Origin of the sequence: Allomuricauda sp. ANG21 (genome assembly GCF_040705235.1) — a bacterium.
GTDB lineage: Bacteria > Bacteroidota > Bacteroidia > Flavobacteriales > Flavobacteriaceae > Flagellimonas > Flagellimonas marina.
The window spans coordinates 267,947-293,946 of record NZ_JBFCVT010000001.1 but is presented as its reverse complement, the minus strand read 5'-3'; the positions used below and the strand labels follow the sequence as shown (position 1 = coordinate 293,946).

Sequence of the window (26,000 nt, the reverse complement as noted above, 5' to 3'; positions counted from 1 at the left end):
TTTTTTATTGCTCCAACTCATTATTGATGGTTTCCAAAATAGAATTCAAGCTCATCATCAAAGGGGCATAATGTTCAGTTTCGGTAGACTGGCTAGTTATGATAAACAACAAGATGTTGTTCTCAAAGGCTAAGGATTCCAATGCGCCTAAATTACTCACTGGGTTTTGATTGTTAGGGATGCCCACTTCTTTGGACATACCTGTGTTGTCCAAGAGCGTTCGTATGCTATAACCCTCACTTCTAAAAATATTGACGGTGTTATTTCGCTCCTCACCGAGCATTTTTTCCTGGTTGGCAATATCATCTATGGTGGATATCCAATTGGTGAGCCGAATCCGTAGCGTGTCGTTGGAAATATCTTTTAAGCTGCCCGAGTTTATCATTTCATTCAACAAGGAATTGTTGGGATTGAAGAAGATATCGTAATTAAAGGCTGTGGCGAACAGTTGCGAAAACTTTTCTTCAGAAGGAAAACTTTTTTTGTCCATCAACAAAACAATCTCTTGAGCAGCTTCGTAACTTTTCCGGTTGACCTTAATGAGTTCCTCCAGCTTTATTTTACTGATATCAAATTCTTCCTTTAAGCCCTTCAGATACACTTGCTCTTTCTCTCGTTTGATGCGGTTGTCGTTGGCATTATCAATGGCCAAGGCAATCAATATACCGATGACCACCAAAAAAATTTCACCGATGGCGTAAATGAGGTAGTTGCTGAATTTTTTCTCGGCGATCAGTTGTTTTCTGACTTTTCTAAAGAGTTTTAACATAAGAGTTGGTTACAATAAATTGACTAAGACCTTTATTGCACGTTTACCCCAACGTAATAGCCTTCGCTGCCACGAACATTAAAAACCGTATTGTCCTCAAAAATCAAATACTGTCCTTTTATCCCTTTAAGTACTCCCTTGTAACTTGGAATTTTTTCCAAATTAAGGCTTTTAACTTTCTCTGGATATTGCAATACCGGGAATTCCAAATTGGTCTCGGTATTATTCTCTATAAAATATTGGGCTGCTTCGTCAGGGATGTAAGGTTTTAGTTTGGCTCTCCATTCGGTGAGATCTAGGTCCTCAATATCATTTTTGAGCATTTTTTGCCAGCTGGTCTTATCACTTACATGCTCTTTTAGGGCTACTTCGGTAATTCCCGCCAAATAGCGATTGGGCACTTCCACAATTTCAATGGCTTCGTGGGCTCCTTGGTCTATCCATCGGGTTGGGACCTGTGATTTTCGGGTAACCCCCACCTTTACATTGCTGGAATTGGCCAAATATACAATATGGGGTTGTAGCTGCATCTTCTTTTCATACTCTAAATCCCGGTCTTCCTTGTCCAAATGGGCGGTACTCAATTCAGGTTTCATGATCCAATCACCCGCGTGTGGCGTTTCATAGAAGCAAGTTTTACAAAATCCTTGTCGATAAATGGGTCTGTCTTGACCACAATTAAGACATTGGTATTTAATGAAATCGATATGGAGTTCCTTGTTCAGAGCTTGGTTGACATTCAAAAAGCCGTTGTCAAAAATCATAAAATACTGAATGGGATTGCCATTTTCAGTTTGCATCTTGCGCAGTACTCCTTCGTAAAGCATATTGGAATTATTGTTTTTTATGGATTTGAAAATGAATGCGAGAAAAGCTATTTTAGCTATAACACCCAACTAAATTTCTTGGTTAAATATACCTAAAATGCCAATACCATTATTCAACTCCATCGCTTCTTGGCTTTTACGAAAGCGGTATCATCAAATTGAGCTCTTTTTGAAGTATCCGTTGGATGTTCAGGATGAGGTATTGCGGCATTTGATTGATTTTTCCAAGGACACCATGATCGGTAAACAATACGGATTTCATGATGTTCCCAAATACGAAGAATTCCGAAACCGTGTGCCCATTGTAAGCTATGAAGATATTGCACCCCTTATAGAGCGTACCCGTAGGGGTGAGCAGAACCTATTTTGGCCCACCGCTATAAAATGGTTTGCCAAAAGTAGCGGAACCACCAATGCAAAGAGCAAGTTCATTCCTGTGAGTATGGAGGCGTTGGAGGACTGCCATTACAAATCCAGTAAGGATTTGTTGTGTCTTTACCTGAACAACAATGAGAATTCGCAATTGTTTACGGGCAAGAGCCTTCGGTTGGGGGGGAGTAAAGAGCTTTATGAGGACAATGGTACTTTTTTCGGAGACCTTTCTGCCATTTTAATTGATAATATGCCGCTTTGGGCCGAATATAGCAGTACACCCAGTAACAAAGTCTCTTTAATGAGTGAATGGGAGTCCAAATTGGAGGCCATCATTGAGGAAAGTATTCGTGAGAATGTGACCAGTTTAGCAGGAGTGCCTTCATGGATGTTGGTTTTGCTAAACCAAGTGTTGGAGAAAACAGGAAAGAATCACCTTTTTGAGATTTGGGAGAATTTGGAGGTCTATTTTCACGGAGGGGTGAGCTTTACACCCTATAAAAATCAGTATAAAAAGTTGTTGCCCAGAAAACGGTTCAATTACTACGAGACCTACAACGCCTCCGAAGGATTTTTTGGTATTCAGGATCGGAATGATTCAGATGAGCTCTTGTTGATGTTGGACTATGGTATTTTTTATGAGTTCATCCCGATGGATGCAGAAGATGAGGAACAACAAGCCATTCCACTTTGGGATGTGCAGACCGGTGTTAATTATGCCATGGTAATCACCACCAACGCTGGTTTGTGGCGGTATAAGATTGGGGATACCATCCGTTTTACCTCAAAAGACCCTTATAGAATTCGGATTACGGGAAGGACCAAACACCATATCAATGTTTTTGGCGAAGAGCTGATTATTGAAAATGCGGAGGAAGCCTTAAAACAGATTTGCCAAAAGACCGATGCAGAGATTATGGACTATACAGCGGCACCCATTTTTATGAACGGGAGCGAAAAAGGAGGGCACGAGTGGATTATAGAATTTAGGAAGCCACCCGAGGATGTGGCCTATTTTACGGAGTTTTTGGACAATGCCTTAAAATCGCTCAACTCTGATTATGAGGCGAAGCGTTATAATAATATCACCCTAAAGATGCCTAAAGTACATGTGGCCCGGAAAAATCTTTTTCATGATTGGTTAAAGTCCAAGAACAAATTGGGCGGGCAGCATAAAATCCCAAGATTGTCCAATAATCGAGACTATATCGATGAACTTCTTCAAATGAATTAGCACTAAACTAGTGTGTTTGTTACACCTTACAAATCAACCATTTATAAGGATTATTGTGCATTTTGTACAATTGAACAAAATTTAACGAAAACGTTTTCGTAGGTTTGAACGCTTTATCGAACAAACGTTTCTTTTAAACAAAAAAAAAGTTGTAGTTCCGGCTTTAATACTGAAATTTCCCTCATCAAATCTTTTAATAAACACTAAACCAATAAACAATGGCAGAAAAATTAGTTGTTATCTCAGACATGTGGGGCGTTAAGAAAGGTCTCTGGATTGCGTCTTACTTTGGGTACTTACAGCAATACTATGACATCGCTTTTTACGATTGCCAACAATTGGGCAATGTGGACGTACCTGTTTCCACTGAGGAAAATATTCATAATGCCTTTGTAAATGGAGGTATTGATACTGCTGTGGCCCATTTGCTCAAAATAGAAAAAAAACCTAGCCACTATCTGGCTTTTAGCACAGGTGGAACAGTTGCTTATAAAGCTGCTTTAAAGGGCCTTCCCGCGAAATCTTTAACCGCTGTATCTTCAACAAGAATACGTTTGGAAGATCAAAAGCCCAACATCCCATTAAAGTTAATTTACGGTGAGCACGATACGTTTAAACCAGAAATGGAATGGGCAAAATCTTTAGGCGTCGACTTGAATATTGTCCCTAATTTTGGTCACCATTTGTACACTGACGAGAAAATTATTTCTCAAGTATGCTTAGGTCTTTTGGAAAAAGTCACCAAAAAAGCAGTGTAAACTTTAGGATACCACTTTTAATTTTTTGATGGTCTCGTAGGAGAGTTTTTCTTCGGCATAGGCCTTGGTAACCTTGAATTCGTTCTCGTCGCTGCTGGGCAGTTCGAACATCGCATCGGTGAAAACTGCTTCACAAAGCGAACGAAGCCCTCGGGCACCCAATTTATACTCCACTGCTTTCTCCACGATAAAGTTTAAAGCCTGTTCGGTAATGGTAAACGTGATACCGTCCATGGCAAAAAGCTTTTCGTATTGTTTTATGATGGCATTTTTAGGCTCCGTAAGGATTGCGCGCAAAGTTTTGGCATCCAAAGGATTCATGTGGGTGAGTACCGGGAGTCTACCGATGATTTCGGGAATCAATCCGAACTCCTTTAAGTCTTTTGGAATGATATACTGAAGAATGTTCTGGTTGTCCAGTTTATCCTCAGCTTTTGAGGCGGCGTATCCTACGGCCTGCATGTTCAAACGTTTGGTTATGATACGTTCAATGCCGTCAAAGGCACCTCCGGCCACAAAAAGAATATTTTCTGTATTGACCTCGATGAATTTTTGATCGGGATGCTTACGGCCGCCTTTGGGTGGAACATTTACTGTGGTTCCTTCCAAAAGTTTTAAAAGGCCTTGTTGTACACCTTCACCGGATACATCACGGGTAATGGATGGATTGTCGCTTTTACGGGCAATCTTATCGATTTCATCAATAAAAACAATCCCCCTTTCGGCTTTTTCAAGATTGTAGTCAGCAGCTTGTAACAATCGTGTTAGGATACTTTCCACATCTTCCCCAACATAACCAGCTTCGGTAAGTACGGTAGCATCAACAATGGCAAGTGGTACGTTGAGCATTCTGGCTATAGTTTTGGCAATCAAAGTCTTACCTGTGCCTGTTTGCCCAACCATGACAATGTTACTTTTTTGAATCTCTACATCATCCTCCTTGCTTTTGGGCTGTAGAAGTCTTTTGTAGTGATTGTACACTGCTACGGACATCACCTTTTTGGTGCGTTCTTGTCCTATGACAAAAGTGTCCAAGAAATCCCGGATTTCCACAGGCTTTTTGAGGACCAATTCCGATGAAAGATCTTGATTTTTAGATTGTTTGGACTCTTCCGCAACAATACTGTGGGCTTGCTCTATACATCTGTCACAGATGTGGGCATCAAGGCCTGCAATCAATAAATTGGTCTCTGGCTTCTTTCTTCCACAAAATGAACATTCCAAGTTTTCCTTTGCCATATATCTCTAACTCATGATTCTTCAACCACTAATAACGCAAAAAAAACGAATTTGGTCTAATTACCAGTAGTTGATACCTTGTTAATTGTACTAAGATTAAGGTTTTTCCCTAACCAAAATTTCATCGATCATACCGTATTTTTTGGCTTCTTCCGCCTTCATCCAGTAGTCTCGGTCACTGTCTTCGTATACTTTGTCGTAAGACTGACCGGAATGTTTGGATATGATCTGATATAACTCCTCTTTTATCTTAAGTACCTCTTTGGCCGCAATTTCAATATCGCTGGCCTGGCCTTGTGCTCCAGAAAGGGGTTGATGTATCATTACCCGTGAATGGGTCAATCCACTTCGTTTTCCCTCATGCCCGGCACAAAGCAATACGGCGGCCATAGACGCTGCAATACCGGTACAAATGGTTGCTACATCTGGCTTTATGAACTGCATGGTGTCATAAATACCTAAGCCAGCATAGACACTGCCGCCAGGGGAGTTGATGTATATCTGGATATCTTTTGAAGCATCTGAACTTTCCAAGAAAAGCAATTGCGCCTGAACAATATTGGCCACTTGGTCGTTGATACCTGTTCCCAAAAAGATGATGCGGTCCATCATTAACCTGGAAAATACATCCATGGCTATAGCGTTCAATTGGCGCTCCTCAATAATATTGGGAGTCATGTTCATGGGGTACATGGTACTCATGATTTGATCATAGTACATGCTATTTATTCCATGGTGCTGTGTAGCGTATTTTTTGAATTCTTTTCCGTAATCCATAGGATTTCTTTGAGATTATCTTAAAAAAAAGGTGCCGAAAAATTAGCTTTTCGGCACCGTAAAGATACTTATTATTTCTTTTAGCCCAAGGCTAGCTGTATGCCTCTTTGACAAAGTCATCATAAGTGACCTCTTTTACCTTAAGATTGGCCTTTTCTTTGTAAAGATCCAATAGCTTTTGGCTCATCAACTGTTCAGATAGGCGCTTTACCTCATCTTGATTTCCCAAAACCCTACCAGCAATGTTTTCCAACTCTTCTTCTTGTGGATCCATGTGGCCATATTGGGCCATTTGGGATTTAACGAAACCTTTGGCAAACTCCTTTAACTCATCAAATTGAACTTGAAGGTTGTTTTCTTGGATGATCTTTCCTTCAATCAATTGATAGCGAAGTCCTTTTTCTGATTTTTCGTACTCATCTTTCGCTTCATCCTCGGAAAGTACATTTTCGCCACTGAGCTGGATCCATTTTTTCAAGAAATCTGCAGGAAGCTCAAATTTGGTTTCATCAATGAGTTTTTCAGTGATGTCATTTAGCAATTTCTGGTCGGATTGCTGCTCAAACTGTTTTTCAGAATCTTCCTTAATTCTTTCCTTCAACTCTTTTTCCGAAGTTACCTTGCCTTCCCCAAAAAGCTTGTCAAACAATTCTTGATCTAGTTTGGCAGGTTCCCTTTCATTGATTTCCTCAATGGTGAAGGTCACATCTATATTCAATTTGTCCGTCTTATCACGGGCAATACCCAATGCGCTGGACAATAAGTAGTCCTCTTTAAAAAGACCTTTTGTGGAAAGTGTTACCGAATCGCCTACTTTTTTCCCAACAAGGGCATCAACAGCCTTTTTGCTTTTAATATTGTTAATTTCGATGGTGGTCTTGTGATCAATATCTTCTTCTTCGTTGGCGAAGAAACCAGTAACCTCATCTTTTTTGCCCACTTCATCTTTTGAAACAAGTTTCCCGTACTGTTTTTGAATACGTTCCACTTGCTCGTCAATCATCTTTTTGTCGGCTACAATTTTATATTGGGTAACAGCTTTTTTAGTCTTCAAGTTAACATCGAAGTTTGGAGCCAATCCCAATTCAAACTCAAAATCGAGATTATCGTTGTCCCAATCAAAATTCTCTTGCTGTTTGGGAAGTGGATTGCCCAAGACATCCAATTTTTCCTCAGTAAGGTATTTGTTGAGATTGTCTTGCAACAGCTTGTTCACCTCATCTACCAATACCGCCTTTCCGTACTGCTTTTTTATAAGTCCCATAGGAACCTGTCCTTTCCGAAATCCAGGGATATTGGCCTGTTTTCTGTAGTCTTTCAGAATTTTTTCTACTTTGTCTTGATAATCCTCTTTACTGATGGCGACTTTTACAACTGCATTAAGATCGTCAATCTGCTCTTTAGTAATGTTCATCTCCTACCTAATTTGCTATTCAAAAATGGGTGGCAAAAGTAATGCATTTTTGGTTTGGCAGCAACTTTTTAAAGCGTTGAATGTCAAACAAAAGTCCATTCTATACATCTTCCTTGAGAATGGAGTGTAAGATAGACTGTAAAAAGGAGAGCAAAAGACTAAAAATTAGGGCCCACCAAATATTCACCACTTGAAAGCCATCAATAACATTGGCGGCAATGAGAATTATTATTGCATTGATAATCAGTAGAAAGAGTCCAAGTGTGACAATGGTGATTGGCAATGTTAAAATAACCAAGATGGGTTTCACGATAAAGTTAAGAATGCTCAAGACCACGGCCACGATAATGGCAGTGAGCATGGAATCCACTCCTACACCGGGCAGAATATAGGAAAGGATAACTACGGCCAAAGCGTTCAATAAAAGTCTCAAAATTAGTTTCATGAATTTATGTTTTAGGGTTGTTTTAATTAAAAAAGGCACCGATTAAACGGTGCCTTCAAGATAATGAAATAAAACGTTGTTTAGTTAATGTATAGTCCCGTATAATCCAAGGGGTTTACCCCGGGCAAATTGGAACCGTATTTAGCATTAATGGCTTCTATGAAAGCATTGGCAAGAATGGCATAACCTCTTGGAGATGGGTGGACACCATCAAGAGAGAACCCGCCTCCTGTTGCAAAGGTTGCAGTGACAATACTTCCATCTGATTGTTGAAAACCACTGGTTCTTAATTCAGTCAATAGGGCATTGGCGTCAACAAAGGCCAAATCGTAAGCGGTGGCTAAAGCTGCGATGGTCTGGTTATAGGCAGCCAACGCGTTTTCTACAAGTTCTTGCTCTGCGGGAGTCAACACCCATTGGTCTGCAAGTGGAATGGCAACGCCATTGATTGAAGTAGGGTCGGCTGGATTGGCCAAAGTACCGATAAACGTTCTTGAGGTCAATACCATTAAATCTTCTTCAGTTGCTTGTCGCATATTGATTAAAGCGGGATTGAACCCTGTTAAATCCGTAAGGTCTTCATCAATGATGACCACAGCATTTCCTTCGCCTGCAGAAAAACTGATGGTTCGTTGAGCCAATTCATCTTCTGTAATGGCTCCCAGTCCTTGTAATTGGGCCAACCCTGCATTATAGGCGCCATAAGCACCATTAAGTAATTCAGCTGTAGCGCCATCCAAAGGAACAGGATTATGCGGTACCGTGGTGAAATAGGGAATATCCGTTACATTGGGCAAATTGGCGATAACACCATCTGCACCATTGGCCGTCATGGCTTGAAGGATGGCATCCAATGTACCTGCAAATACATTGGGGTCGGTTAAATCGTTTCGGGAATAGGTGCTGGGATTTAGGTTTCCAGTTTGATCCATCCCAGTACCGCCTCCAGTGGCGTAAAGAAGTACATCGTTTGCTCCGGTCCATAGGGTGAAAAACGATGGATTTTGAGCCACCGCATCTCCAACTACCGTTGCACTTTCCCCTGATGAAAATCGTACAAAATAGGGATTTGCGGCACCAACGGCCAAGCCAGCCAAGCTACCGTAGCCAGGCGCAAGAAGCTCATAACTTTTAGAACCGGGAACTCCCATATTGTTGAAGGACCCAGAAAGTTTATTGGTTATCTCAGTGCTTCCTTGCCCAGAAACTGGGGTAGGCGCAGGACCGCTTGCGGCAAAGGTCAAAATCAGTCGGTTGCCGATATCTGGCGAGCCGTCCATATTGGCATCTGTTTCGCCGCCAATAGTGGCACCTCCTAGGTTGTCCGCCATAAAGGGAATTTCAAAAGAACCTCCTCCCACTAGGGCAAAATTGGCCGCAAGCATGTTGGGAAAAGAGGCTTCTTGGCCCGCTCTAAAAAGTGCGTTGTCCGAAAAACCGGCCGTAAGGGAGTTCCCTACGGCAACGTAATTTGAAAAATCCGCTGTTCCAGCAGTGTATTCTACAGGGTCTGGTGTGTTGTCAATGGGGGTAGTATCTTCTTCACATGCAATCAAGAATAGGCCTAAAAAGGGAAGTAAGGCATACAACTTTTTCATATCCAAAATCTATTTGAGTTAGTTTATGTTAAACTTATGGTTAAAACGGGGTTAACCAAAACTAGGTCAAATTTGTTATTCAGACAATAAAATAGGCAAAAAAATTATGCATGCATAATAAAATGGGGTAAATTTTATGAATTTAGAAAGGTGAAGGTCTTTTCAAAAAACTGTTTGGGGTTTTCTGCATGTAGCCAATGTCCAGCTTTATCAATGGTTTCAATTTGGGCTTTAGGGAAATGCCGTTTGATTTCAGGAAAATCACTGGACTGTATATATTCGGAACGGTCACCACGAACGAATAGGGCAGGACCCTCATAAACCGCGTTGGGAAAAATGTTTTCGCCAATCTCTTCCATTCGCTCTTTGAGTACCTTATAATTGAAGCGGAATCCCAGTTTTTCTTTTTCAACCCAATACAGGTTTTTGAGCAAAAATTGACGAACCCCTCTATCTTTTATGTGTTTTGCCAGTTCTTCATCGGCCTCCCTGCGGTCTGATATCATGTCAAAATCCAAATGGGAAAGGCCATTGAATATGAATTCATGGTGCGGCGGGTAATATTTTGGGGCAATATCGGCCACGATTAATTTGGTGACCCTATCTGGATGCGAAGTGGCCAATTGCATAGCTGTTTTTCCGCCCATGGAATGGCCCAATACAAATGCGGCATCTATGTTGTGATGGTCCATATAATTGATGACATCATCACTTAATAGGTCATAATTAAAATCATCGGAATGAAAACTTTTACCGTGGTTACGTTGGTCTACCAGATGCACTTCAAACCCATTCTCTGAATATTGGGTTCCCAAAGTCTTCCAATTGTCCGACATGCCCAAAAAACCATGTAAGATGATAAATGGCTTTCCTTCTCCCTCTATTTTTGAATGTAAAACCTCCATTATTTCAATTTGTTCAAGTACATGTTGATGACGTTTTCTATCCCCAAGTAAATGGATTCGCAGATGAGGGCATGACCTATGGAAACTTCCAACAAATGGGGAATGTTTTCTTTGAAAAACTTAATGTTGTCCAAACTGAGGTCGTGTCCTGCATTAATGCCCAAGCCCAACTCATGCGCCATCTTGGCAGCATTGATGAAAGGCTGAATACTTTCTTCTTTTTTACCTTGGTCGTACAAGTGGGCAAAACTTTCTGTGTAAAGTTCAATGCGATCTGTGCCCGTCTCGGCAGCGCCCTTTACCATATCAACATTGGGGTCCACAAAAATGGAGGTGCGAATGCCACTCGCTTTGAAGGTTTTGATCACATCTACTAAAAAATCCTTGTGTTTGATAGTGTCCCAACCAGCATTTGAGGTGATGGCGTCCTCGGCATCGGGTACCAAGGTCACCTGTGTTGGCTTTACTTCCAGCACCAAATCAATAAAATTTGGAATGGGATTGCCTTCAATATTGAATTCGGTGGTGACCACTTTTTTCAAATCACGGGCATCTTGGTAACGAATGTGACGTTCATCCGGCCTTGGATGAATGGTAATGCCCTGTGCCCCAAAAGACTCAATGTCTTGGGCCGAAGTTATAAGATTGGGAACGTTGCCGCCCCTTGAATTTCGTAAAGTTGCCAGTTTATTTATGTTGACACTTAACTTTGTCATGGAGTTCTTTTTTAGATTGGCAAAAATAAGAATTAGGCATGCCTTTTGCGATTTAAAATTAGTATTTTGCACCTAATAGACATTCTATGCAGATTCAGAACCAAATTATAACTACCGTTCCCATTTATGAGGTTTCGGAAACTTTGAAGGACGCCATTCAATTTTTTGAGGAGACCACCTATTCCCATGTGGCCATTACAGAGAATGGCACCTATTTGGGATTGTTGTCCGAAAATGACTTGGCCTGCTTTGAGCCCAACAAGAAGATTGAGGAATTCAGGTATGAGTTGGAAAACTTTTTTGTGACGAAGGAAACCTCTTGGTTGGACGTGCTTGAAATGTTCTCCAGAAATGAGGCCAATATCTTGCCCATTTTGGACGAGAACCAGATAATTACGGGTTATTATGATTTAGAGGATATTGTAAGCGTGTTCATAGACACTCCTTTTTTTAAGGAACCGGGCGGCATTCTTGTAGTTTCGGTTGGAATAAAAGATTATTCTTTCAGTGAAATTGCCCAAATCGTGGAAAGCAACAACGCCCGTTTATTGGGAGCTTTTATAACCAATTCGGAGAATGACATTGTTGAGATTACCCTAAAAATCGGCGGACAAAACTTAAATGAGGTGGCCCAGACCTTTAGACGATACAACTACACCATTGTCTTTGGAAATAGTGACGACCAGTTTTTGGAAGATTTAAAACAGCGGTCAGATTATTTGGAAAAATACCTTAACGTGTAACATGAAAGTTGCTATTTACGGTCAAACTTTTCAGGACGAGGACAGAACCTGTATGCTGGAACTTTTGGATGAACTCCAAAAGATAAGCTCAGAGGTGTATATCGAAGAAAAATTTCTTCAACTGGTTTCCGGTTTTTCCAAAGAACTTTTTAGAGGTACGTTTTCCCAATCCAAAGGATTGGATTCCACTTTTGATATGTTCGTGAGTTTTGGGGGCGACGGCACCATGTTGCGTGCGGTAACCTATATAAAGGACTATGGAATTCCCATTGTTGGCGTAAATACGGGCCGACTGGGGTTTTTGTCGACCTTTAAAAAAGAAAGCGTCCGTAAACTGGTAACCGAGTTTGTGGCCGGGCATTATTCGGTTGAAGAACGGACCTTGGTTGAGGTGGAGCTCAACTCGGATTTGGATGAATTCAATGGGCTTAATTTTGCGTTGAACGAAGTTACGGTCAGTCGCAAGGACACCACCTCCATGATCACAGTGGAAACGTATTTGAACGATGAATACCTTACATCGTATTGGTCTGATGGTCTTATTGTTTCAACCCCAACAGGCTCCACAGGGTATTCATTGAGCTGTAATGGTCCGGTGATCGCTCCATCGGCAAAAGCGTTGGTTCTAACCCCTATTGCGCCACATAATTTAAATGCCCGCCCTCTGGTCATTTCCGACGATACCGAAATACGGTTACGGGTTTCCGGAAGGGAACAGACCCATTTGGTCTCTTTGGATTCCAGGATTGCAGATATACCCAATGGTAAGGAAATCAAGATAAAAAAGTCCAATTTTACCATCAAAATGATAGAGTACAAATCAGAAAGTTTTTGGAAAACACTTCGCAACAAATTGCTTTGGGGGGAAGATCGCAGGAATTGAACATGTCAAAAACAATAAATGGGACTAAAAACTGTTTAACAAAGGAGAACCATCATAACAGTATACTTATTGACCTTCCTTTACTCTTAATACGTGAAATTTTTTGGATAGTATGCGAATAGTTTTGGCTATTTTTTTGTGCTGTATGTTCAAGGTCAGTGCGCAGACCTATGAAATTGGAGTCTTTGCGGGTGGGGCCAACATGATAGGGGATGTAGGAAGAACAAATTATATCTTGCCGTCTGGACCTGCATTTGGCGGTATTTTTAAATGGAACAAGAGTAAAAGGTATGCTTGGCGCGCCAGTGTTTTGTATGGTGATGTTACCGCAGATGATACAAAATCGCACATGCAATCCCGCCAACAACGCGGTTATATTGTGGACAATTCCATTTTGGAAGCTTCCTTAGGGTTGGAATTTAACTTTGTTGAGTACAATCTTCACAAGCTCGGACCGGCCTTTACACCCTATCTTTACACGGGTTTCACCTATTTCAGGTATGATTTTATGTATTTTGATGCCCTTCAAGTGCAGGATATTAACCAAAAAGAAGGTAGTTTTGCAATTCCAATGACGGTTGGGGCAAAGTATCGGTTAAATCAATTCCTGATTCTTGGCGCCGAAATTGGAGCCCGGTATACGTTTACGGACAATTTGGACGCAAGTAACCCCGAAGGTTCCAATTTTGAGCAATTTAGATTCGGCAATATATTGAGCGATGACTGGTATGTTTTCACGGGTTTTACACTCACGTACACCTTTGGAAGAAAGCCCTGCCAGGATTGTTTTCAATAAAATGCATACGCTAGACGAGGTCAACAAAGAGAGATTGCCAAAACACATTGCCATCATTATGGATGGAAATGGAAGATGGGCCAAACAACGCGGTAAACTCCGTGTCTTTGGGCATGAAAATGGAGTGGAAGCAGTGCGAAACACGGTTGAAAACTGTGCCAAACTGCAAATAGAGTGCCTAACTCTCTACGCTTTTTCCACAGAAAACTGGAACCGTCCCAAAGTGGAAGTGCAGACCTTGATGAAGCTTTTAGTGGCCTCGTTGCGCAAGGAATTGGAAACCCTTAACAAGAACAACATCAAACTAAAAGCCATTGGCAAGATTGACTCTTTGCCCCAAAAGGCCCAAAAAGAACTTTCCGAAGTCATATCAAAAACATCAGAAAACACAGGAATGATCCTTACGCTGGCCCTTAGCTATGGCTCTAGGGATGAGATAAAAAGCGCTGTAAAAGAGATAAGTGCCAAAGTTAAAAATAATATAATTTCACCGGAAAATATTGATGAAGCCGTTATAAATACACATCTTTACACGCATTTTTTGCCAGATGTCGACTTGCTTATCCGCACCAGCGGTGAACATAGGATAAGCAATTTTTTATTGTGGCAGATTGCATATGCCGAATTATATTTTATTGATGTATTTTGGCCTGATTTTAGAGAGCATCATTTGGTAGAGGCAATATTAAGTTACCAAAATAGAGAACGACGATTTGGAAAAACTAGCGAACAACTCAATTAAAGGTATAAAAAACTGCATAACACCATACCTGAAATTACTTCTCCCCTTATTACTTTTCTCCGCACAGGGCTTTGCCCAGGACATCCCCTTTGAGGACGGAAAGCAGTATATTCTGGGAGGGCTCACGGTCACCGGTCTGCAAAGCTACAATGAGCAGACGGTCAAGACCTATACAGGTTTGCGTGTAGGACAACCCATTACCGTGCCTGGGGACGAGATCAGTGCAGTGATCAAAAAGTTGTGGAGCTTAGAGTTGTTCAGCAATGTGGAGATGTACTACACCGATATTGAGGATGACAAGATTTTCTTGGAATTGAACATCACCGAACGTCCTACCTTGGCCAATGTAACAGTATATGGCGTTAAAAAACGTAAGGTAGAGGATATCATCAACGATACCGACCTTAAAAAAGGCAAGAAAATTACCGAAAGTTTAATAGCCAACACCAAAAACTACCTTCAAAACAAATATAAAAAACAAGGATATCTCAATGCCAAAGTAAATATTGCCACTGCACCGGATACCTCGGCCACCAATACCGAGAACATGGTGATCAATGTCAACAAAGGCGATAAGGTAAAAATCAGGAGCATCACTTTTGAGGGTAACGAAAAACTCTCCAACAAGCGTCTCAGAAAATCATTAAAGAATACCAAAAAGAAGAAATTCTATCGTTTTTGGAAGAAATCCAAATACATTCAGGAAGATTATGAGGAAGATCTTTCCAATTTGGTGGACACCTATGCCGAACGGGGATATAGGGATGCAAGGGTGCTTTCTGATACTTTTATCAAGGTTAATGAAAAGAACATCGACCTGAAAATCAAGGTCGAAGAAGGGGACAAATACTACTTCGGGGACATCAATTTTGTGGGGAATACGGTTTATACAGACCGACAATTGAGTCAGGTTCTCGGGATTAGAAAAGGACAAACCTATAACGGGGTGTTGCTCAAGGAACGGATAGCCGATGATTCTAAACCAGATGCCAATGATTTGACCAACCTGTACCAAAACAATGGTTATCTATTTTCCAGTATCAACCCGGTAGAAGTATCTGCCGTAAACGATACCATCGATTTTGAAATTCGGATCATAGAAGGAAAAGAGACTTTCTTGGACCACGTAACCGTTACCGGAAACGACAAGACCAATGACCATGTAATTTTTAGGGAGTTGCGTACAAGACCAGGTCAAAAATATAGCAAGGATGATTTGGTAAGGAGTATCCGTGAATTGGGACAGTTAGGGTTCTTTGATGCTGAGCAGATAAAACCAGATATCCAAAACCCAAACCCCAATGAAGGAACCGTGGATGTTAATTATAGCTTGGTGGAAGCAGGTTCCAGTCAAATAGAACTACAAGGTGGATTTGGTGGCGGTGGCTTCATAGGCACATTGGGACTTTCGTTCAGTAACTTCTCCTTAAAAAATATTTTTAATGGCGAGGCGTACAAACCGGTGCCCATGGGTGATGGTCAAACGTTTGCCTTGCGTTTGCAGGCCAGTAGAACCTTCCGCGTGTACAGTCTTAATTTTGCCGAACCATGGTTGGGGGGTAAAAAACCTGTGCGTTTCAATCTTTCGTTGTCCAGGACCCAACAGTTTGCCACTGATTTTACCAGCAGAGGAAGGATTGATGTGGACAAGAGCAGAGGGTTCTCCATTACCGGGGTTTCCGCTGGTCTGGCGAAACGGGTGACCTGGCCCGATGACTTTTTTACGGTATCCCACTCGTTGAGCTACCAGTTATATGATTTTAATGATTTTAACAATGGATTGTTCAATTTTGGTAACGGTAGCTCCAATTCGTTGAGCTATACCTTTGGTATATCAAGGAGTTCCCAGGGTCCCAATAGAATATTCCCCATGTCCGGGTCAAACTTCGAGATTACAGCTAAGTTTACCCCACCGTATTCCCTGTTTAGTTCAAAGGATTACAAGCAACTTAAGGAAGATATTAGAACAACTACCGAAAGACTTTTGGAAATTGGTCCCAACCCTTCAGACATTGATGAACAGTTGGAGTTTGCGCGGTTGAGCGATAATTTGGAACAATTTGAAGAAGAGCGTTTTAAGTTATTGGAGTTTTATAAAGTTAAGTTTAAGGGAGACTGGTATACAAATTTGGTGGACAAATTGGTGCTGCGGACCAACGCAGAGTTTGGTTTCCTTGGTGCCTATAACAATGATATTGGTAATGTTCCCTTTGAACGTTTCTTTGTGGGAGGTGATGGTCTTGGAAACTTTACCTTGGATGGCAGGGATGTGATTCAGCTAAGGGGATATGAAAACAGTTCGCTAACGCCGTTCAGTACCAACCCGATTACCGGAAACGCTGAAAGGGATGGAGGAACCATATACAATAAATTCTCATTGGAGTTGCGTTATCCGCTCACCCTGAAGCCATCAGCATCCATTTATGCACTGTCATTTTTGGAAGCAGGGAACGCGTTCAACAATTTTAGTGAGTTTAATCCGTTTGAATTAAAAAGATCTGCCGGAGTGGGGCTACGTATTTTTATGCCGGCATTCGGTCTCTTGGGAATTGATTTTGGGTACGGCTTCGATAGCGACGCACAACCTGCATCAGTAGGGCCAAGTGGCTGGCAAACGCACTTCATCATCGGGCAGCAGTTTTAATCAAAGGAAAATAAGAATCGTGTAGTTTATAAATAGCTCATTTTAAATTAATTAGTTATTTTGGCACGATATTTTCTATGTAAAAAGCGGATAAGATGAATACCAAAGTTCTTTTGTCATTACTTGTTTTGATGACATCTTTTTATGGCTTTTCCCAACGGGGTGTACGCATAGGGTACGTGGATATGGAATATATTCTTGAAAATGTAGAGGAGTATAGAGATGCCACTGAACAGTTGGAAGCTAAGGCACAAAAGTGGAAGAAGGAGATTGAGTTGAAACAAAGCGTCATTGAGCAGATGAAAAAAGATCTAATGGCGGAAAAAGTGCTGCTGACTGACGAACTGATCACGGAGCGTGAAGAGGAGATTCAGATATTGGAGAAGGAAATGTTGGACTACCAACAAGATCGCTTTGGACCAAAAGGGGATTTGGTACTGCAGAAACAGCTGTTGATCCAGCCCATTCAGGACCAAGTATTCAACGAAGTCCAAAAAATTGGAGGGAATAAAAGATACGATTTTATTTTTGATAAATCGGCAGATGTTGTAATGTTGTACTCCGAAAAAAGGCACGATATCAGCGACTTGGTATTAAGAGAGATAGGACGCACACGAAAAATAAGCGCATCCAATCGAAAACAAGAAGAGCGTAACCGATTGGAGCAGTTCATGGAAGAGGAAGAAGGTGAGGATGAAATCAGTGACGCACTAAGAGAAAGACAAGAAAGAACAGATTCCATACAAGAGGCAAACGCCAAAGCTGTGGAAGACAGAAGAGCCGAACAATTAAGGCTAAGGGAAGAACGAAAGAAAGCCTACGAGGAACGAAGAAAAAAATTATTGGAAGAGCGCGAGGCCAAACGTAAAGCCAAATTGGAAGAGCGTGAAAAAGCGCAAGAACAACAAAAGGATTCCATACAACAGTAAATAAGTGGAGCACTAAATTTAACATCAAAATAGTAACTTAGAATCATGAAAAATGTAAAAAGAATCGCTGTGGCCCTTGTATTGTTTGTAGCGGCTACGGGTTTTGTAAATGCACAGAGCAAGGTTGCGCACGTGAACGTTCAGCAATTATTGTCTGAAATGCCGGAGATGAAGGCTGCGCAGGCCGAGTTGAAGAAACTACAGGAAACCTACAGAGCGGATATACAGAGCTCAATGAAGGAGCTTCAAAACAAATTGACCCAGTACCAAAACGAAGCCTCCTCTAAAACCAATGAGGAAAACGAGCAACGTGCCCAAGAGCTTCAAGGTTTTGAACAAAATATTCAGGAAGCAGAGCAAGCTGCCATGCAAGAATTGCAGAAGAAGCAACAAGAATTGTTCGCACCTATCTCTGAAAAGGCAAAAAATGCCATCGAAAAAGTAGCTGCGGCCCAAGGGTTCGACTATGTGATTGATGCAAGCCCAGGATTAAGCTTGATCGTGGCCAAAGGAAAAGACCTATTGCCAGCTGTTAAGCAGGAATTGGGCTTCTAAGAACAATATTTTACAAGAATACAGACCGCTTTTTCCAAAAAGAGAAAGCGGTTTTTTTGTTCCATAAAATTTTAAGTATCTATTTTTGGATATGCACAGACCCATTGGCATTTTCGATTCTGGAGTTGGGGGCACTTCCATCTGGAAGGAAATAAAAAAAATGTTGCCCCATGAAGATACCATCTATCTGGCGGACAGTGCCAATGCTCCCTATGGTGAAAAATCCAAAGAGGAAATCCTTCAACTTAGCATAAAGAACACCGAATTTTTATTGGAACAGAACTGCAAACTTATCGTAGTGGCCTGCAATACCGCCACCACCAATGCCATTGATTATCTCCGAGCCAATTACAACATTCCCTTTATAGGGATTGAACCCGCAATTAAACCTGCGGCCCTTCACACCAAGACCAAAAAAGTGGGGGTGTTGGCAACAAAGGGGACACTTTCCAGTAGTCTGTTCCACAATACCTCAAAACTCTTCGCAGAAGGCATAACCGTAGTTGAACAGGAGGGCAAAGGCTTAGTGGAACTGATAGAAACGGGGCAAACCAACTCTGTTGTGACACGGGGATTGTTACTCTCTTTTTTACGGCCCATGTTGGACCAAAACATAGATTGTTTGGTTCTGGGCTGTACCCATTATCCTTATCTCATTCCATTGCTGAAGGACATTCTGCCCGCGCACATTACCCTAATTGATTCAGGGGAAGCCGTTGCCCGGCAGACCAAAGCAATCCTTGAAAAAAACAATCTGTTGAGTGCTACAAATCATGAGGGAAAAGCTATTTTTTACTCCAATAAGGGCATTGAAGTTCTCAGGAACTTGGTTGAAGATTCCGATGCCCAAATGGCATATCTGGATTTCTAAACTTTACTTTTTTGTGTAGGTGAGATAGGTGAAGCTGTACTTGTGTCGATCATCCTTTGGGTGATGCTCCTCTTTGAGCAACTCCCAATTATTCGGATTGATTTTGGGAAAAAAGGTATCTGCTTCAAAAATACCATGTACCCGTGTAAGCTCCATATCGGTGGCCAAAGGCATGGCCTGTTTGTAGATTTCACCGCCGCCAATAATAAAGGCAGTTTCATTATTACCCACCAAATCAATGGCAGCTTCAATGGAATGTACCACCGTACTCTGGAATTTGGGCGTGTATTTTTTATCTCGGGTGATGACAATATGCTCCCTATTTGGCAATGGCTTGGGAAAGCTTTCCAGGGTTTTCCGGCCCATAATTATTTTATGGCCCGAAGTAAGGGTTTTAAAACGCTTAAAATCATCAGGAAGGTGCCAAACCAAGTCGTTGTCCTTGCCCAATGCATTGTTTTCCGAAGCAGCGGCTATAATGATCAGTCGCTTCACGAATCTTTTTTTTTATTGATTTTGGACAACGGAAAGTCAGTTTCAATTTCCTTTTGAATTTCAGCAATTCGCTTTTTCTGTTGTTCCACCAAGCGTTCTCGTTGCCGTCGCTCCCAATCCTTGCCCATGAACTTATGGGTTACAAAAACATTGAATGTATGCAAGGTCAATAAAAAAGTCCAGAAAATAATCACCCAAATGGACCAATCATACGCTTCTCCGTACTTCAAAATCTTGTTGGCCAAGAGCAAAAACAAGCTCCCGATCAAAAATAGGACCACATGGGAGAACAAGCGTTTCTTCTGTTTTATTCGCTTTTGTGCTCTCTCCAGAAGCTCGTGCTGTTCAACGTTTATTTCTGTCTTTTTCTTTTTACCAAAGGACAACATGGAATGGCTATCTTTATCAACAAAGATAATTGAATTGTATCCAAATACTCAGCAATGCAGAACCTAAGAAAAAAGTTTCCCGTTCTAAACCAATGTATTTATGCCAATACGGCTTCTGCTGGTCTTTTAAGCGAAGACCTTATGGAATGGCGACAAGGGCATGACCTTGATTTTCTCATTGGGGGAAGTGAGATGAAGGCCAAAAGCTTTGCCCACATGCCCATAATCAAGAAAACCATAGGGAAGTTTTTTCATTGCAAACCCGAGAACGTGGCTTTGGTGCCCAATTTTAGTTTGGGGCTGAATTTGCTGCTGGAAGGACTCTCTACCGATAAAAAAGTCCTATTGCTCCAAAACGATTACCCTTCGGTAAACTGGCCCTTTGAGACTCGTAATTTTAAAAGGGAGTATGTGGATATTGATGCACACATGGAAGAGAACATCCATGCAAAGGTGAAAACCGGAGATATTGATGTGTTGGCGTTGAGTGTGGTGCAATGGGTGAACGGGGTAAAAGTAAACCTTGATTTTATAAAAAAATTGAAGAAGGACTTTCCTAACCTATTGATCATTGGTGATGGTACCCAATTCTGTGGTACGGAGCCCTTCAACTTTGAAAAATCTGGGTTTGATATAATGGGGGCCAGTGCCTATAAATGGTTGTTGGGAGGTTACGGCAACGGATTTTACTTGGTGAAGGATGCCGTTATGGACCAATTTGAACTGAAAGGCATCGGTAACGGTTCTGTGGATAATGACCAGTCCAAACGAAACAGCATTCCCTTTTGTAAGTATTTGGAGCCGGGTCATTTGGATTCCTTCAACTTTGGAAGCCTTGAATTCGCACTCAATTTTTTGGATGAAATAGGTCAGGAAGATATTCAGGCGCATTTGCAAAAACTGTCCAACAAAGCTAAAACTGCACTCTCAGAACTGGGACTTTTGGACCAAAACATATTGGACCGGGAGCAACATAGTACCATTTTCAATATAAAGGGAGGCGAGAAATTGTTCAACAAGTTAACGGAAGAAAATGTAATCGTATCACCCCGCGGGGGAGGTGTGCGTCTAAGCTTTCATTTTTACAATACCGTTGAAGAAATCGATGTCATTACAACACTTTTAAAACGTTGGTTGTCAAAAAGATAATTGATAAAAAACAGAGAAGTAAATTGACAAAAGTAACCCAAAGGTTAGGGGCATTTTATCAATTTGATAAATCGAAGGTAACGAATTGTAAATAAGCAGTTTTATGTATTGCTTTGTACCGGAATTAAATTTTTAGTACCATGGCAATTAAGAAGCAATACCTAAAAAGCAAGCCTGTTTGCAAGGTAACATTCACTGTTCCTGCAGAAGAGGCTGACAAAGTTGCTGTAGTGGGGGATTTTAACAATTGGAACCCAAAAGGTAGCACTTTGAAGAAGTTGAAGAATGGAACTTTCAAAGGAACATTTGAACTTCCAAAAGAGAATTCGTACGAGTTTAGGTACATCATTGATGGTTCCTATACCAACGATGAGGAGGCAGATCGTTTTCAATGGAACGAGTACGCTGGAACTGAGAACGCTGTTCTGGAAGTATAACCTATAGAATCGTCATTGGAGCTCCCCAACTTCAATGGCGGTTTTTGTTTCATTTGGTGAAAACGTAATCCTTGTAGCTTTCCTCTTCGTCCGAAAAAGAGGTGGCTATCTCTAGCCCGGCCTTTCCGGCCAACCATTGTACCACGGCATCATCATATTTTTGTGAAATTTCGGTATGGATGGTCTCCCATCGTTTAAAAGGGACTTCCAAATCCAGACGATCTATATAGGCCACTTGTTCTACTTTGGACACTAAATAACTCTTTGCTGTTCCAGTCTGTGGATCGTAGACCTCCCAATGCAGAAAGTTGTCGAGATTAAAATCGCCACCCATTTCTTTGTTGATGCGCGCCAAAATGTTTTTGTTGAAGGCTTCGGTGATTCCCGTTTTATCGTTGTAGGCATCTAAGATGGTTTGTGGATTCTTTTTTTGATCAAAACCCATAAAAATGAGGTCGTTTTTATTGATGACCTTCCGCATATTTTTGAGGAACTCCACCGCCTGCGGATGCAAGAGATTGCCAATGTTGGAGCCCAAGAACAAAATCACCTTTCGTCGCCCATTGCTTTCCCCAATATCGCGAAGCGTATCAAAATAGGTGCCTTGCAATGGGTTGATGTCCACCTCGGGAAGCTCTTTGTGCAATGCTGTTTCCAGCTGATCTAGCGCATTCTGACTGATGTCGATGGGCCGATAATCAAACCGGATGTTTCTTTCCACCAAATGACGAAGTAAAACTTTGGTTTTTTTACCGTCACCTGCTCCCAATTCAAACAGGCTAAAGGGTTCTCCATCCGATGCAAAAAGGTCAACAATGGCTGTTTTGTTCGCGTCCAGAATATTGAACTCACAATCGGTAAGATAATATTCCGGCATGGCCATGATGTCCTGAAAAAGCTTATCACCCACCTCGTCATAAAAATATTTGGAGGAGAGATATTTTGGAAAGGCGGTAAGCCCTTCATGGACTTCACGCTCAAATGCAGTGGCAAATGTGGTTGTGGTTTTTTGTGGCATAACAGTTAAGTCGGGATTATTTGGCTAACCTTAAACCCGTAAATTGCCAGCGTAACTGCGGATGGAAAAAATTACGGTAGGTAGGTCGCGTATGCTTTGCGGATGTGGCCACCGAACCTCCGCGCAACACTTTTTGACTGACCATGAATTTACCATTGTACTCGCCGAGGGCACCATCGGGTTTTGTATAGTTGGGGTAGGGCAGATAAGCACTTTCTGTCCATTCCCAGCGCTTGCCCCAAGGAAAGTAAGCTTGTGCCGCCTCCCATTCAAATTCTGTGGGTAATCGAAACCCTTTCCATTGGGCATAGGCAAAGGCCTCATAGTATGAAATGTGGGTCACCGGAGTCTCTAAATCCACCTTTTGAAGTCCTTTTGCGGTATAATGCCACCATTGGCCTTCAATTTGGTGCCAGTACAGTGGGGCAGAAATGTGGTTTTGGTTCACCCAATCCCAACCTTCCGCATGCCAAATATCAAAGCGTTGATACCCACCAGCTTCAATAAATTCTATAAAATCGCCATTCGTGACGAGTTTGTTTGATATTTCATACGGTTGCAAATAGACTTTATGTCTTCCCAATTCATTGTCGTAGCAAAAATCATGGGTTGCGTGTCCAATCTCATAAACCCCTTCTTCCATGGTGACCCAATCCTGTTGGTGGGTCTCTTTCGGATGGTCCTCAAACGCATTGGAATAAGCAGGCAACAGCGGGTTATTGCCTAAAATATATTTGATGTCTGTGAGCAATAGCTCTTGATGTTGCTTTTCATGGTGTATGCCGATTTCCAAAACATCTTGGAGTGCTTTGCCCTGCGGCTCCGAAAAGAAGTCCTTGATTGCCTGGGTGACATAATTTCGATATTCATACACCTTTTTCACCGAAGGTCTTGATAGATTTCCGCGATCGGAACGAACCACTCGCTTCCCTACGGTCTCATAATAGCTGTTGAATACAAACGAGAAATCGGCATTGAACTCTTGGTATCCCTTAGCATGGGGTTTTAAGATGAATTCCTCAAAAAACCAAGTGGTGTGTCCTAAATGCCATTTGGGTGGACTCACATCCACAATGGGCTGTACCACATAGTCTTCAATTTCCAAGGGTTCGCAAATAGTTTCGGAATGTTTTCGGGTTTCCAAAAAGAAATCCAAAAGGGAATCGGTAAGGATCATGGCAAATTTTTACTTCCTTAAAGATACGGAAATAACAGCGGTTCCATTTAACGCAATCGTTATGCTTGTTTAACGTAAATGAACATTTGTGGGCTACTGACCCATCACTTCTTGGAGTTCTACGGCACTCCAATTAGGGTTTTTGTCTATAAAATCCTTAATAAGGGCAATATGGCTGGCTCCGAGGAGCAGCATGATTCGTTCATCTTTGTTGGAAATGCTTTTTTCCACCAATGACCACATAAAAAGATTTCGTCTGTACCATTCAGCCGTAAGATGAGCCCCCACAAAATTATCTTTGCCCCCAGCTTTTAAGGGGACTTGGGTGTGAAATTCATTGCTTCTTTTTCTTAACTCTTCTGAATTGAGATAATAAGTAAGATCCATCAATGTACTTCCTTGTTTTATTTTACTGTTGAATCCTTCCGTAAAATAAGTGATGGTTTCTTCTATCTGCGACTGCAAATGGTCTTGTTTTGAATTCTCAATGACGGTCATCAAGCTGTCAAAAGGAAAATCAGTATGTTGATAATCCACAGCTTGCACCGATTTTAACCCTACCTTTTTGGCCACTCGAAATGCCAACTGGAAAATTTCATTTTTTACGTAAAAATCCGAAAGGCTGTCATTGGTGAAATAAGTATCCTCCAAATAGAGTTGGTAAAGCGAATCCAATTCCTGTTGCTCGTCATAAGGCCATTCCACAAAAACTTGGTCTGGTTGGTAGGCCTTTATCTTTTCTGAAATCTGTTCTAATTCGGCTTGGGCACTTTCGTTTAAAATGTCAAAACTCTTGGTTTGGGCCACATCCGCACCGGGGTTGTTGTAATGAAAGGTGCCAATGAGCAAGGCTTGTTTGGTGTTCTGGGGTTGTTGGGCTTCGGGTTGCTGAGTTTTTGGATTGCAGCTAGCAAAAACAAGTACTATTATCAGTGAAAATCGGATTTTTTTGATCATGGAAGTTGTTTTAGTCAAAGACCGATTCAGATGGGATATGTTACAGTGGAAAGGTTTTGGCTAAGACCGTAGGATTTTTTCCATTTTTCGGCCTTTGGCCAATTCATCCACCAATTTGTCCAAATAACGCACTTGTTGGGTCAATGGATTATCGATTTCTTCGATGCGATAGCCGCATATTACTCCTTTTATAAGGTGGGCGTTGGGATGCAGTTTTGCCTTTTCAAAGAAAACTTCAAAGGTGACTTTCTCATCTATCAAACTTTGGATGTCCTTTTCGGTAAAACCCGTCAACCATGTAATTACTTGGTGTAATTCTGTTGTGCTACGACCTTTCTTTTCCACTTTTGTCACATAATGGGGGTAAACCGAAGCAAAGGTCATATTTGCAATTCGCTGATGATGTTCTGGAGTGGCTTTCATGGGAAATAAGATTAAACATTTTTAGTTGGTCCAGTAGTCCACCACAAGCACATCGTCTATATGTGGACCTGCCACCTCTCCAAATGCTTTGTGGTCTGGGTGAATGAGGTAGGCATCCCTATCCGCTTCACTGGTAAAGGTGAGGAAATAGCAATGCGTAAGTCCCTTGTTTAAATTTTCTGGGCTGTTGTTCAGGCCCCATTCGTAGCCTTTGATCTCTGAAATTTTGGATGGCAGTCCATTGAACGCCTCTTGCACTTGGGCAACATCTTCTTCGGTGGAGGTGTCCTTAAATTTGAATAGTACAACGTGTCGCAATAGGGGTTTGGTAATCGTTTCGGTCATTACTTCAGTTTTTTCCACAGCTTCTTCTTTTGTTGGTTCTTGGGTTTTATTGCCACAGCCAAACAGGAGTAGTATGGCGATAATGTGGAGGGCAAGGTTTTTCATGGTGATGTGGTTTAGGTCACAAAAGGTAAGCTAAAAATGAATAGTGTCATAATTTGTTATGACGCTTAATCCCAAGAGCTGATTTACTTTTGGTGCATGGCACAAAGGGAAGGTAGATTGAAAACATGTATCAAAGACAACTATGGCTCACCCGAAGAACTGGCCAAAATTTTGGACCTCGGCGTGGTGATGCTGTTCTATTTGGAAGAAGACACCTTTTCCCGTAGGGAAGTGCAAAGTGTGGTGGAGGTACTCAAGGGGATTGGAGAGTGGTTGCGGGATAAATAA

Annotated in this window: 29 protein-coding genes; 13 read left to right on the top strand and 16 right to left on the bottom strand. The window is 41.6% G+C overall.

From position 1 onward, the window contains the following. Positions 1-4: 4 nt before the first annotated feature. Both AB1A65_RS01460 and AB1A65_RS01455 read right to left on the bottom strand, forming a co-directional pair. Complete coding sequence (locus AB1A65_RS01460; RefSeq protein ID WP_366584894.1) at positions 5-769, bottom strand: DUF6090 family protein; 765 nt, start codon at positions 767-769, stop codon at positions 5-7. A gap of 32 nt (positions 770-801) precedes the next feature. Beyond that, positions 802-1,596 carry a DUF2797 domain-containing protein gene (locus AB1A65_RS01455; protein WP_366584892.1) on the bottom strand — a complete coding sequence of 265 codons (795 nt, stop codon included), beginning with the start codon at positions 1,594-1,596 and terminating at the stop codon, positions 802-804. 97 nt (positions 1,597-1,693) lie between these two features. Between AB1A65_RS01455 and AB1A65_RS01450 the strand changes: the two genes are divergently transcribed. After that, a complete protein-coding gene (locus AB1A65_RS01450) occupies positions 1,694-3,202 on the top strand; it encodes a GH3 auxin-responsive promoter family protein (protein WP_366584890.1) in 1,509 nt (502 codons plus the stop codon). Positions 3,203-3,420: 218 nt separating this feature from the next. Continuing rightward, the gene (locus AB1A65_RS01445; RefSeq protein WP_366584888.1) at positions 3,421-3,960 is read left to right on the top strand and encodes a hypothetical protein; all 540 of its coding nucleotides are present in this window, start codon (positions 3,421-3,423) and stop codon (positions 3,958-3,960) included. Between the two features lie 3 nt (positions 3,961-3,963). On the opposite strand, the gene clpX is transcribed toward AB1A65_RS01445, so the two are convergent. From clpX to AB1A65_RS01410, 7 genes are all read right to left on the bottom strand, one after another. Beyond that, entirely contained in the window at positions 3,964-5,199 is a 1,236-nt protein-coding gene (clpX, locus tag AB1A65_RS01440; RefSeq protein ID WP_366584886.1) for an ATP-dependent Clp protease ATP-binding subunit ClpX, read from the bottom strand. A gap of 96 nt (positions 5,200-5,295) precedes the next feature. Then, positions 5,296-5,976: an ATP-dependent Clp endopeptidase proteolytic subunit ClpP gene (gene clpP, locus AB1A65_RS01435; RefSeq protein ID WP_366584884.1), complete on the bottom strand. Its 681-nt coding sequence runs from the start codon at positions 5,974-5,976 to the stop codon at positions 5,296-5,298. A 91-nt stretch (positions 5,977-6,067) separates the two neighbouring features. Then, positions 6,068-7,390 carry a trigger factor gene (tig, locus tag AB1A65_RS01430; protein ID WP_366584882.1) on the bottom strand — a complete coding sequence of 441 codons (1,323 nt, stop codon included), beginning with the start codon at positions 7,388-7,390 and terminating at the stop codon, positions 6,068-6,070. A gap of 100 nt (positions 7,391-7,490) precedes the next feature. After that, positions 7,491-7,835 carry a phage holin family protein gene (locus tag AB1A65_RS01425; RefSeq protein ID WP_366584880.1) on the bottom strand — a complete coding sequence of 115 codons (345 nt, stop codon included), beginning with the start codon at positions 7,833-7,835 and terminating at the stop codon, positions 7,491-7,493. A gap of 80 nt (positions 7,836-7,915) precedes the next feature. Further along, positions 7,916-9,433 (bottom strand): G-D-S-L family lipolytic protein, encoded by a 1,518-nt coding sequence (locus AB1A65_RS01420; RefSeq protein WP_366584878.1) that lies wholly within the window; start codon positions 9,431-9,433, stop codon positions 7,916-7,918. Between the two features lie 134 nt (positions 9,434-9,567). Beyond that, positions 9,568-10,338 (bottom strand): alpha/beta fold hydrolase, encoded by a 771-nt coding sequence (locus AB1A65_RS01415; RefSeq protein WP_366584876.1) that lies wholly within the window; start codon positions 10,336-10,338, stop codon positions 9,568-9,570. Continuing rightward, positions 10,338-11,054, bottom strand: coding sequence for a pyridoxine 5'-phosphate synthase (locus tag AB1A65_RS01410; RefSeq protein WP_366584874.1), 717 nt, complete (start codon positions 11,052-11,054; stop codon positions 10,338-10,340). Before AB1A65_RS01410 ends, AB1A65_RS01415 begins: the two co-directional genes overlap by 1 nt. Before the next feature lie 86 nt (positions 11,055-11,140). On the opposite strand from AB1A65_RS01410, the gene AB1A65_RS01405 reads away from it, so the two are divergent. The 8 genes from AB1A65_RS01405 to murI all read left to right on the top strand — a co-directional run bounded on the left by AB1A65_RS01405 (position 11,141) and on the right by murI (position 19,217). Continuing rightward, on the top strand, positions 11,141-11,797 hold the full coding sequence (locus tag AB1A65_RS01405; RefSeq protein WP_366584872.1) for a CBS domain-containing protein: 657 nt from the start codon (positions 11,141-11,143) through the stop codon (positions 11,795-11,797). A 1-nt stretch (position 11,798) separates the two neighbouring features. Beyond that, positions 11,799-12,680: an NAD kinase gene (locus AB1A65_RS01400; protein WP_366584870.1), complete on the top strand. Its 882-nt coding sequence runs from the start codon at positions 11,799-11,801 to the stop codon at positions 12,678-12,680. 112 nt (positions 12,681-12,792) lie between these two features. Beyond that, on the top strand, positions 12,793-13,476 hold the full coding sequence (locus AB1A65_RS01395) for a DUF6089 family protein (RefSeq protein ID WP_366584868.1): 684 nt from the start codon (positions 12,793-12,795) through the stop codon (positions 13,474-13,476). A gap of 1 nt (position 13,477) precedes the next feature. After that, the gene (locus tag AB1A65_RS01390; protein WP_366584866.1) at positions 13,478-14,218 is read left to right on the top strand and encodes an isoprenyl transferase; all 741 of its coding nucleotides are present in this window, start codon (positions 13,478-13,480) and stop codon (positions 14,216-14,218) included. Further along, positions 14,190-16,862: an outer membrane protein assembly factor BamA gene (gene bamA / locus AB1A65_RS01385; protein ID WP_366584864.1), complete on the top strand. Its 2,673-nt coding sequence runs from the start codon at positions 14,190-14,192 to the stop codon at positions 16,860-16,862. Before AB1A65_RS01390 ends, bamA begins: the two co-directional genes overlap by 29 nt. 95 nt (positions 16,863-16,957) lie before the next feature. Next, complete coding sequence (locus AB1A65_RS01380) at positions 16,958-17,791, top strand: OmpH family outer membrane protein (protein ID WP_366584862.1); 834 nt, start codon at positions 16,958-16,960, stop codon at positions 17,789-17,791. 45 nt (positions 17,792-17,836) lie between these two features. Further along, the gene (locus AB1A65_RS01375) at positions 17,837-18,346 is read left to right on the top strand and encodes an OmpH family outer membrane protein (protein ID WP_366584860.1); all 510 of its coding nucleotides are present in this window, start codon (positions 17,837-17,839) and stop codon (positions 18,344-18,346) included. 91 nt (positions 18,347-18,437) lie between these two features. Further along, the gene (murI, locus tag AB1A65_RS01370) at positions 18,438-19,217 is read left to right on the top strand and encodes a glutamate racemase (RefSeq protein ID WP_366584858.1); all 780 of its coding nucleotides are present in this window, start codon (positions 18,438-18,440) and stop codon (positions 19,215-19,217) included. A 3-nt stretch (positions 19,218-19,220) separates the two neighbouring features. On the opposite strand, the gene AB1A65_RS01365 is transcribed toward murI, so the two are convergent. Together AB1A65_RS01365 and AB1A65_RS01360 are read right to left on the bottom strand one after the other, a co-directional pair. Beyond that, complete coding sequence (locus tag AB1A65_RS01365) at positions 19,221-19,712, bottom strand: dihydrofolate reductase (protein ID WP_366584856.1); 492 nt, start codon at positions 19,710-19,712, stop codon at positions 19,221-19,223. Beyond that, positions 19,709-20,101 carry a 2TM domain-containing protein gene (locus tag AB1A65_RS01360; protein WP_366584854.1) on the bottom strand — a complete coding sequence of 131 codons (393 nt, stop codon included), beginning with the start codon at positions 20,099-20,101 and terminating at the stop codon, positions 19,709-19,711. The genes AB1A65_RS01365 and AB1A65_RS01360 overlap by 4 nt, the downstream gene beginning before the upstream one ends. Positions 20,102-20,155: 54 nt before the next feature. Between AB1A65_RS01360 and AB1A65_RS01355 the strand changes: the two genes are divergently transcribed. Next, positions 20,156-21,250 carry an aminotransferase class V-fold PLP-dependent enzyme gene (locus tag AB1A65_RS01355; protein ID WP_366584852.1) on the top strand — a complete coding sequence of 365 codons (1,095 nt, stop codon included), beginning with the start codon at positions 20,156-20,158 and terminating at the stop codon, positions 21,248-21,250. A gap of 140 nt (positions 21,251-21,390) precedes the next feature. After that, positions 21,391-21,687, top strand: coding sequence for an isoamylase early set domain-containing protein (locus AB1A65_RS01350; RefSeq protein ID WP_366584850.1), 297 nt, complete (start codon positions 21,391-21,393; stop codon positions 21,685-21,687). Positions 21,688-21,736: 49 nt separating this feature from the next. Here AB1A65_RS01350 and AB1A65_RS01345 read toward each other — a convergent pair whose 3' ends face one another. From AB1A65_RS01345 to AB1A65_RS01325, 5 genes are all read right to left on the bottom strand, one after another. Then, positions 21,737-22,705: an L-histidine N(alpha)-methyltransferase gene (locus AB1A65_RS01345; protein ID WP_366584848.1), complete on the bottom strand. Its 969-nt coding sequence runs from the start codon at positions 22,703-22,705 to the stop codon at positions 21,737-21,739. 16 nt (positions 22,706-22,721) lie between these two features. Then, entirely contained in the window at positions 22,722-23,882 is a 1,161-nt protein-coding gene (egtB, locus tag AB1A65_RS01340) for an ergothioneine biosynthesis protein EgtB (RefSeq protein WP_366584846.1), read from the bottom strand. A gap of 93 nt (positions 23,883-23,975) precedes the next feature. Further along, the gene (locus tag AB1A65_RS01335; RefSeq protein ID WP_366584844.1) at positions 23,976-24,839 is read right to left on the bottom strand and encodes a DUF5694 domain-containing protein; all 864 of its coding nucleotides are present in this window, start codon (positions 24,837-24,839) and stop codon (positions 23,976-23,978) included. Positions 24,840-24,899: 60 nt separating this feature from the next. Then, complete coding sequence (locus tag AB1A65_RS01330) at positions 24,900-25,262, bottom strand: DUF2200 domain-containing protein (protein ID WP_366584842.1); 363 nt, start codon at positions 25,260-25,262, stop codon at positions 24,900-24,902. 21 nt (positions 25,263-25,283) lie between these two features. Continuing rightward, positions 25,284-25,712, bottom strand: a complete 429-nt coding sequence (locus AB1A65_RS01325; protein WP_366584840.1) for a Dabb family protein — start codon at positions 25,710-25,712, stop codon at positions 25,284-25,286. A 96-nt stretch (positions 25,713-25,808) separates the two neighbouring features. Here AB1A65_RS01325 and AB1A65_RS01320 point away from each other — a divergent pair, with 96 nt between their 5' ends. Further along, positions 25,809-26,000, top strand: a complete 192-nt coding sequence (locus tag AB1A65_RS01320; protein WP_366584838.1) for a hypothetical protein — start codon at positions 25,809-25,811, stop codon at positions 25,998-26,000.

What these genes read in the sequence shown, in the direction of transcription:
- AB1A65_RS01320 (WP_366584838.1), top strand. Translation starts at nt 25,809, where the DNA reads ATGGCACAAAGGGAAGGTAGATTGAAAACATGTATCAAAGACAACTAT.
- AB1A65_RS01460 (WP_366584894.1), bottom strand. Translation starts at nt 769, where the DNA reads ATGTTAAAACTCTTTAGAAAAGTCAGAAAACAACTGATCGCCGAGAAA.
- AB1A65_RS01355 (WP_366584852.1), top strand. Translation starts at nt 20,156, where the DNA reads ATGCAGAACCTAAGAAAAAAGTTTCCCGTTCTAAACCAATGTATTTAT.
- AB1A65_RS01410 (WP_366584874.1), bottom strand. Translation starts at nt 11,054, where the DNA reads ATGACAAAGTTAAGTGTCAACATAAATAAACTGGCAACTTTACGAAAT.
- AB1A65_RS01455 (WP_366584892.1), bottom strand. Translation starts at nt 1,596, where the DNA reads ATGCTTTACGAAGGAGTACTGCGCAAGATGCAAACTGAAAATGGCAAT.
- AB1A65_RS01375 (WP_366584860.1), top strand. Translation starts at nt 17,837, where the DNA reads ATGAAAAATGTAAAAAGAATCGCTGTGGCCCTTGTATTGTTTGTAGCG.
- AB1A65_RS01325 (WP_366584840.1), bottom strand. Translation starts at nt 25,712, where the DNA reads ATGAAAAACCTTGCCCTCCACATTATCGCCATACTACTCCTGTTTGGC.
- AB1A65_RS01335 (WP_366584844.1), bottom strand. Translation starts at nt 24,839, where the DNA reads ATGATCAAAAAAATCCGATTTTCACTGATAATAGTACTTGTTTTTGCT.
- AB1A65_RS01415 (WP_366584876.1), bottom strand. Translation starts at nt 10,338, where the DNA reads ATGGAGGTTTTACATTCAAAAATAGAGGGAGAAGGAAAGCCATTTATC.
- murI (WP_366584858.1), top strand. Translation starts at nt 18,438, where the DNA reads ATGCACAGACCCATTGGCATTTTCGATTCTGGAGTTGGGGGCACTTCC.
- AB1A65_RS01405 (WP_366584872.1), top strand. Translation starts at nt 11,141, where the DNA reads ATGCAGATTCAGAACCAAATTATAACTACCGTTCCCATTTATGAGGTT.
- tig (WP_366584882.1), bottom strand. Translation starts at nt 7,390, where the DNA reads ATGAACATTACTAAAGAGCAGATTGACGATCTTAATGCAGTTGTAAAA.
- AB1A65_RS01425 (WP_366584880.1), bottom strand. Translation starts at nt 7,835, where the DNA reads ATGAAACTAATTTTGAGACTTTTATTGAACGCTTTGGCCGTAGTTATC.
- AB1A65_RS01445 (WP_366584888.1), top strand. Translation starts at nt 3,421, where the DNA reads ATGGCAGAAAAATTAGTTGTTATCTCAGACATGTGGGGCGTTAAGAAA.
- AB1A65_RS01395 (WP_366584868.1), top strand. Translation starts at nt 12,793, where the DNA reads ATGCGAATAGTTTTGGCTATTTTTTTGTGCTGTATGTTCAAGGTCAGT.
- AB1A65_RS01380 (WP_366584862.1), top strand. Translation starts at nt 16,958, where the DNA reads ATGAATACCAAAGTTCTTTTGTCATTACTTGTTTTGATGACATCTTTT.
- AB1A65_RS01330 (WP_366584842.1), bottom strand. Translation starts at nt 25,262, where the DNA reads ATGAAAGCCACTCCAGAACATCATCAGCGAATTGCAAATATGACCTTT.
- AB1A65_RS01400 (WP_366584870.1), top strand. Translation starts at nt 11,799, where the DNA reads ATGAAAGTTGCTATTTACGGTCAAACTTTTCAGGACGAGGACAGAACC.
- AB1A65_RS01360 (WP_366584854.1), bottom strand. Translation starts at nt 20,101, where the DNA reads ATGTTGTCCTTTGGTAAAAAGAAAAAGACAGAAATAAACGTTGAACAG.
- AB1A65_RS01420 (WP_366584878.1), bottom strand. Translation starts at nt 9,433, where the DNA reads ATGAAAAAGTTGTATGCCTTACTTCCCTTTTTAGGCCTATTCTTGATT.
- AB1A65_RS01350 (WP_366584850.1), top strand. Translation starts at nt 21,391, where the DNA reads ATGGCAATTAAGAAGCAATACCTAAAAAGCAAGCCTGTTTGCAAGGTA.
- AB1A65_RS01450 (WP_366584890.1), top strand. Translation starts at nt 1,694, where the DNA reads ATGCCAATACCATTATTCAACTCCATCGCTTCTTGGCTTTTACGAAAG.
- AB1A65_RS01390 (WP_366584866.1), top strand. Translation starts at nt 13,478, where the DNA reads ATGCATACGCTAGACGAGGTCAACAAAGAGAGATTGCCAAAACACATT.
- clpP (WP_366584884.1), bottom strand. Translation starts at nt 5,976, where the DNA reads ATGGATTACGGAAAAGAATTCAAAAAATACGCTACACAGCACCATGGA.
- egtB (WP_366584846.1), bottom strand. Translation starts at nt 23,882, where the DNA reads ATGATCCTTACCGATTCCCTTTTGGATTTCTTTTTGGAAACCCGAAAA.
- clpX (WP_366584886.1), bottom strand. Translation starts at nt 5,199, where the DNA reads ATGGCAAAGGAAAACTTGGAATGTTCATTTTGTGGAAGAAAGAAGCCA.
- AB1A65_RS01345 (WP_366584848.1), bottom strand. Translation starts at nt 22,705, where the DNA reads ATGCCACAAAAAACCACAACCACATTTGCCACTGCATTTGAGCGTGAA.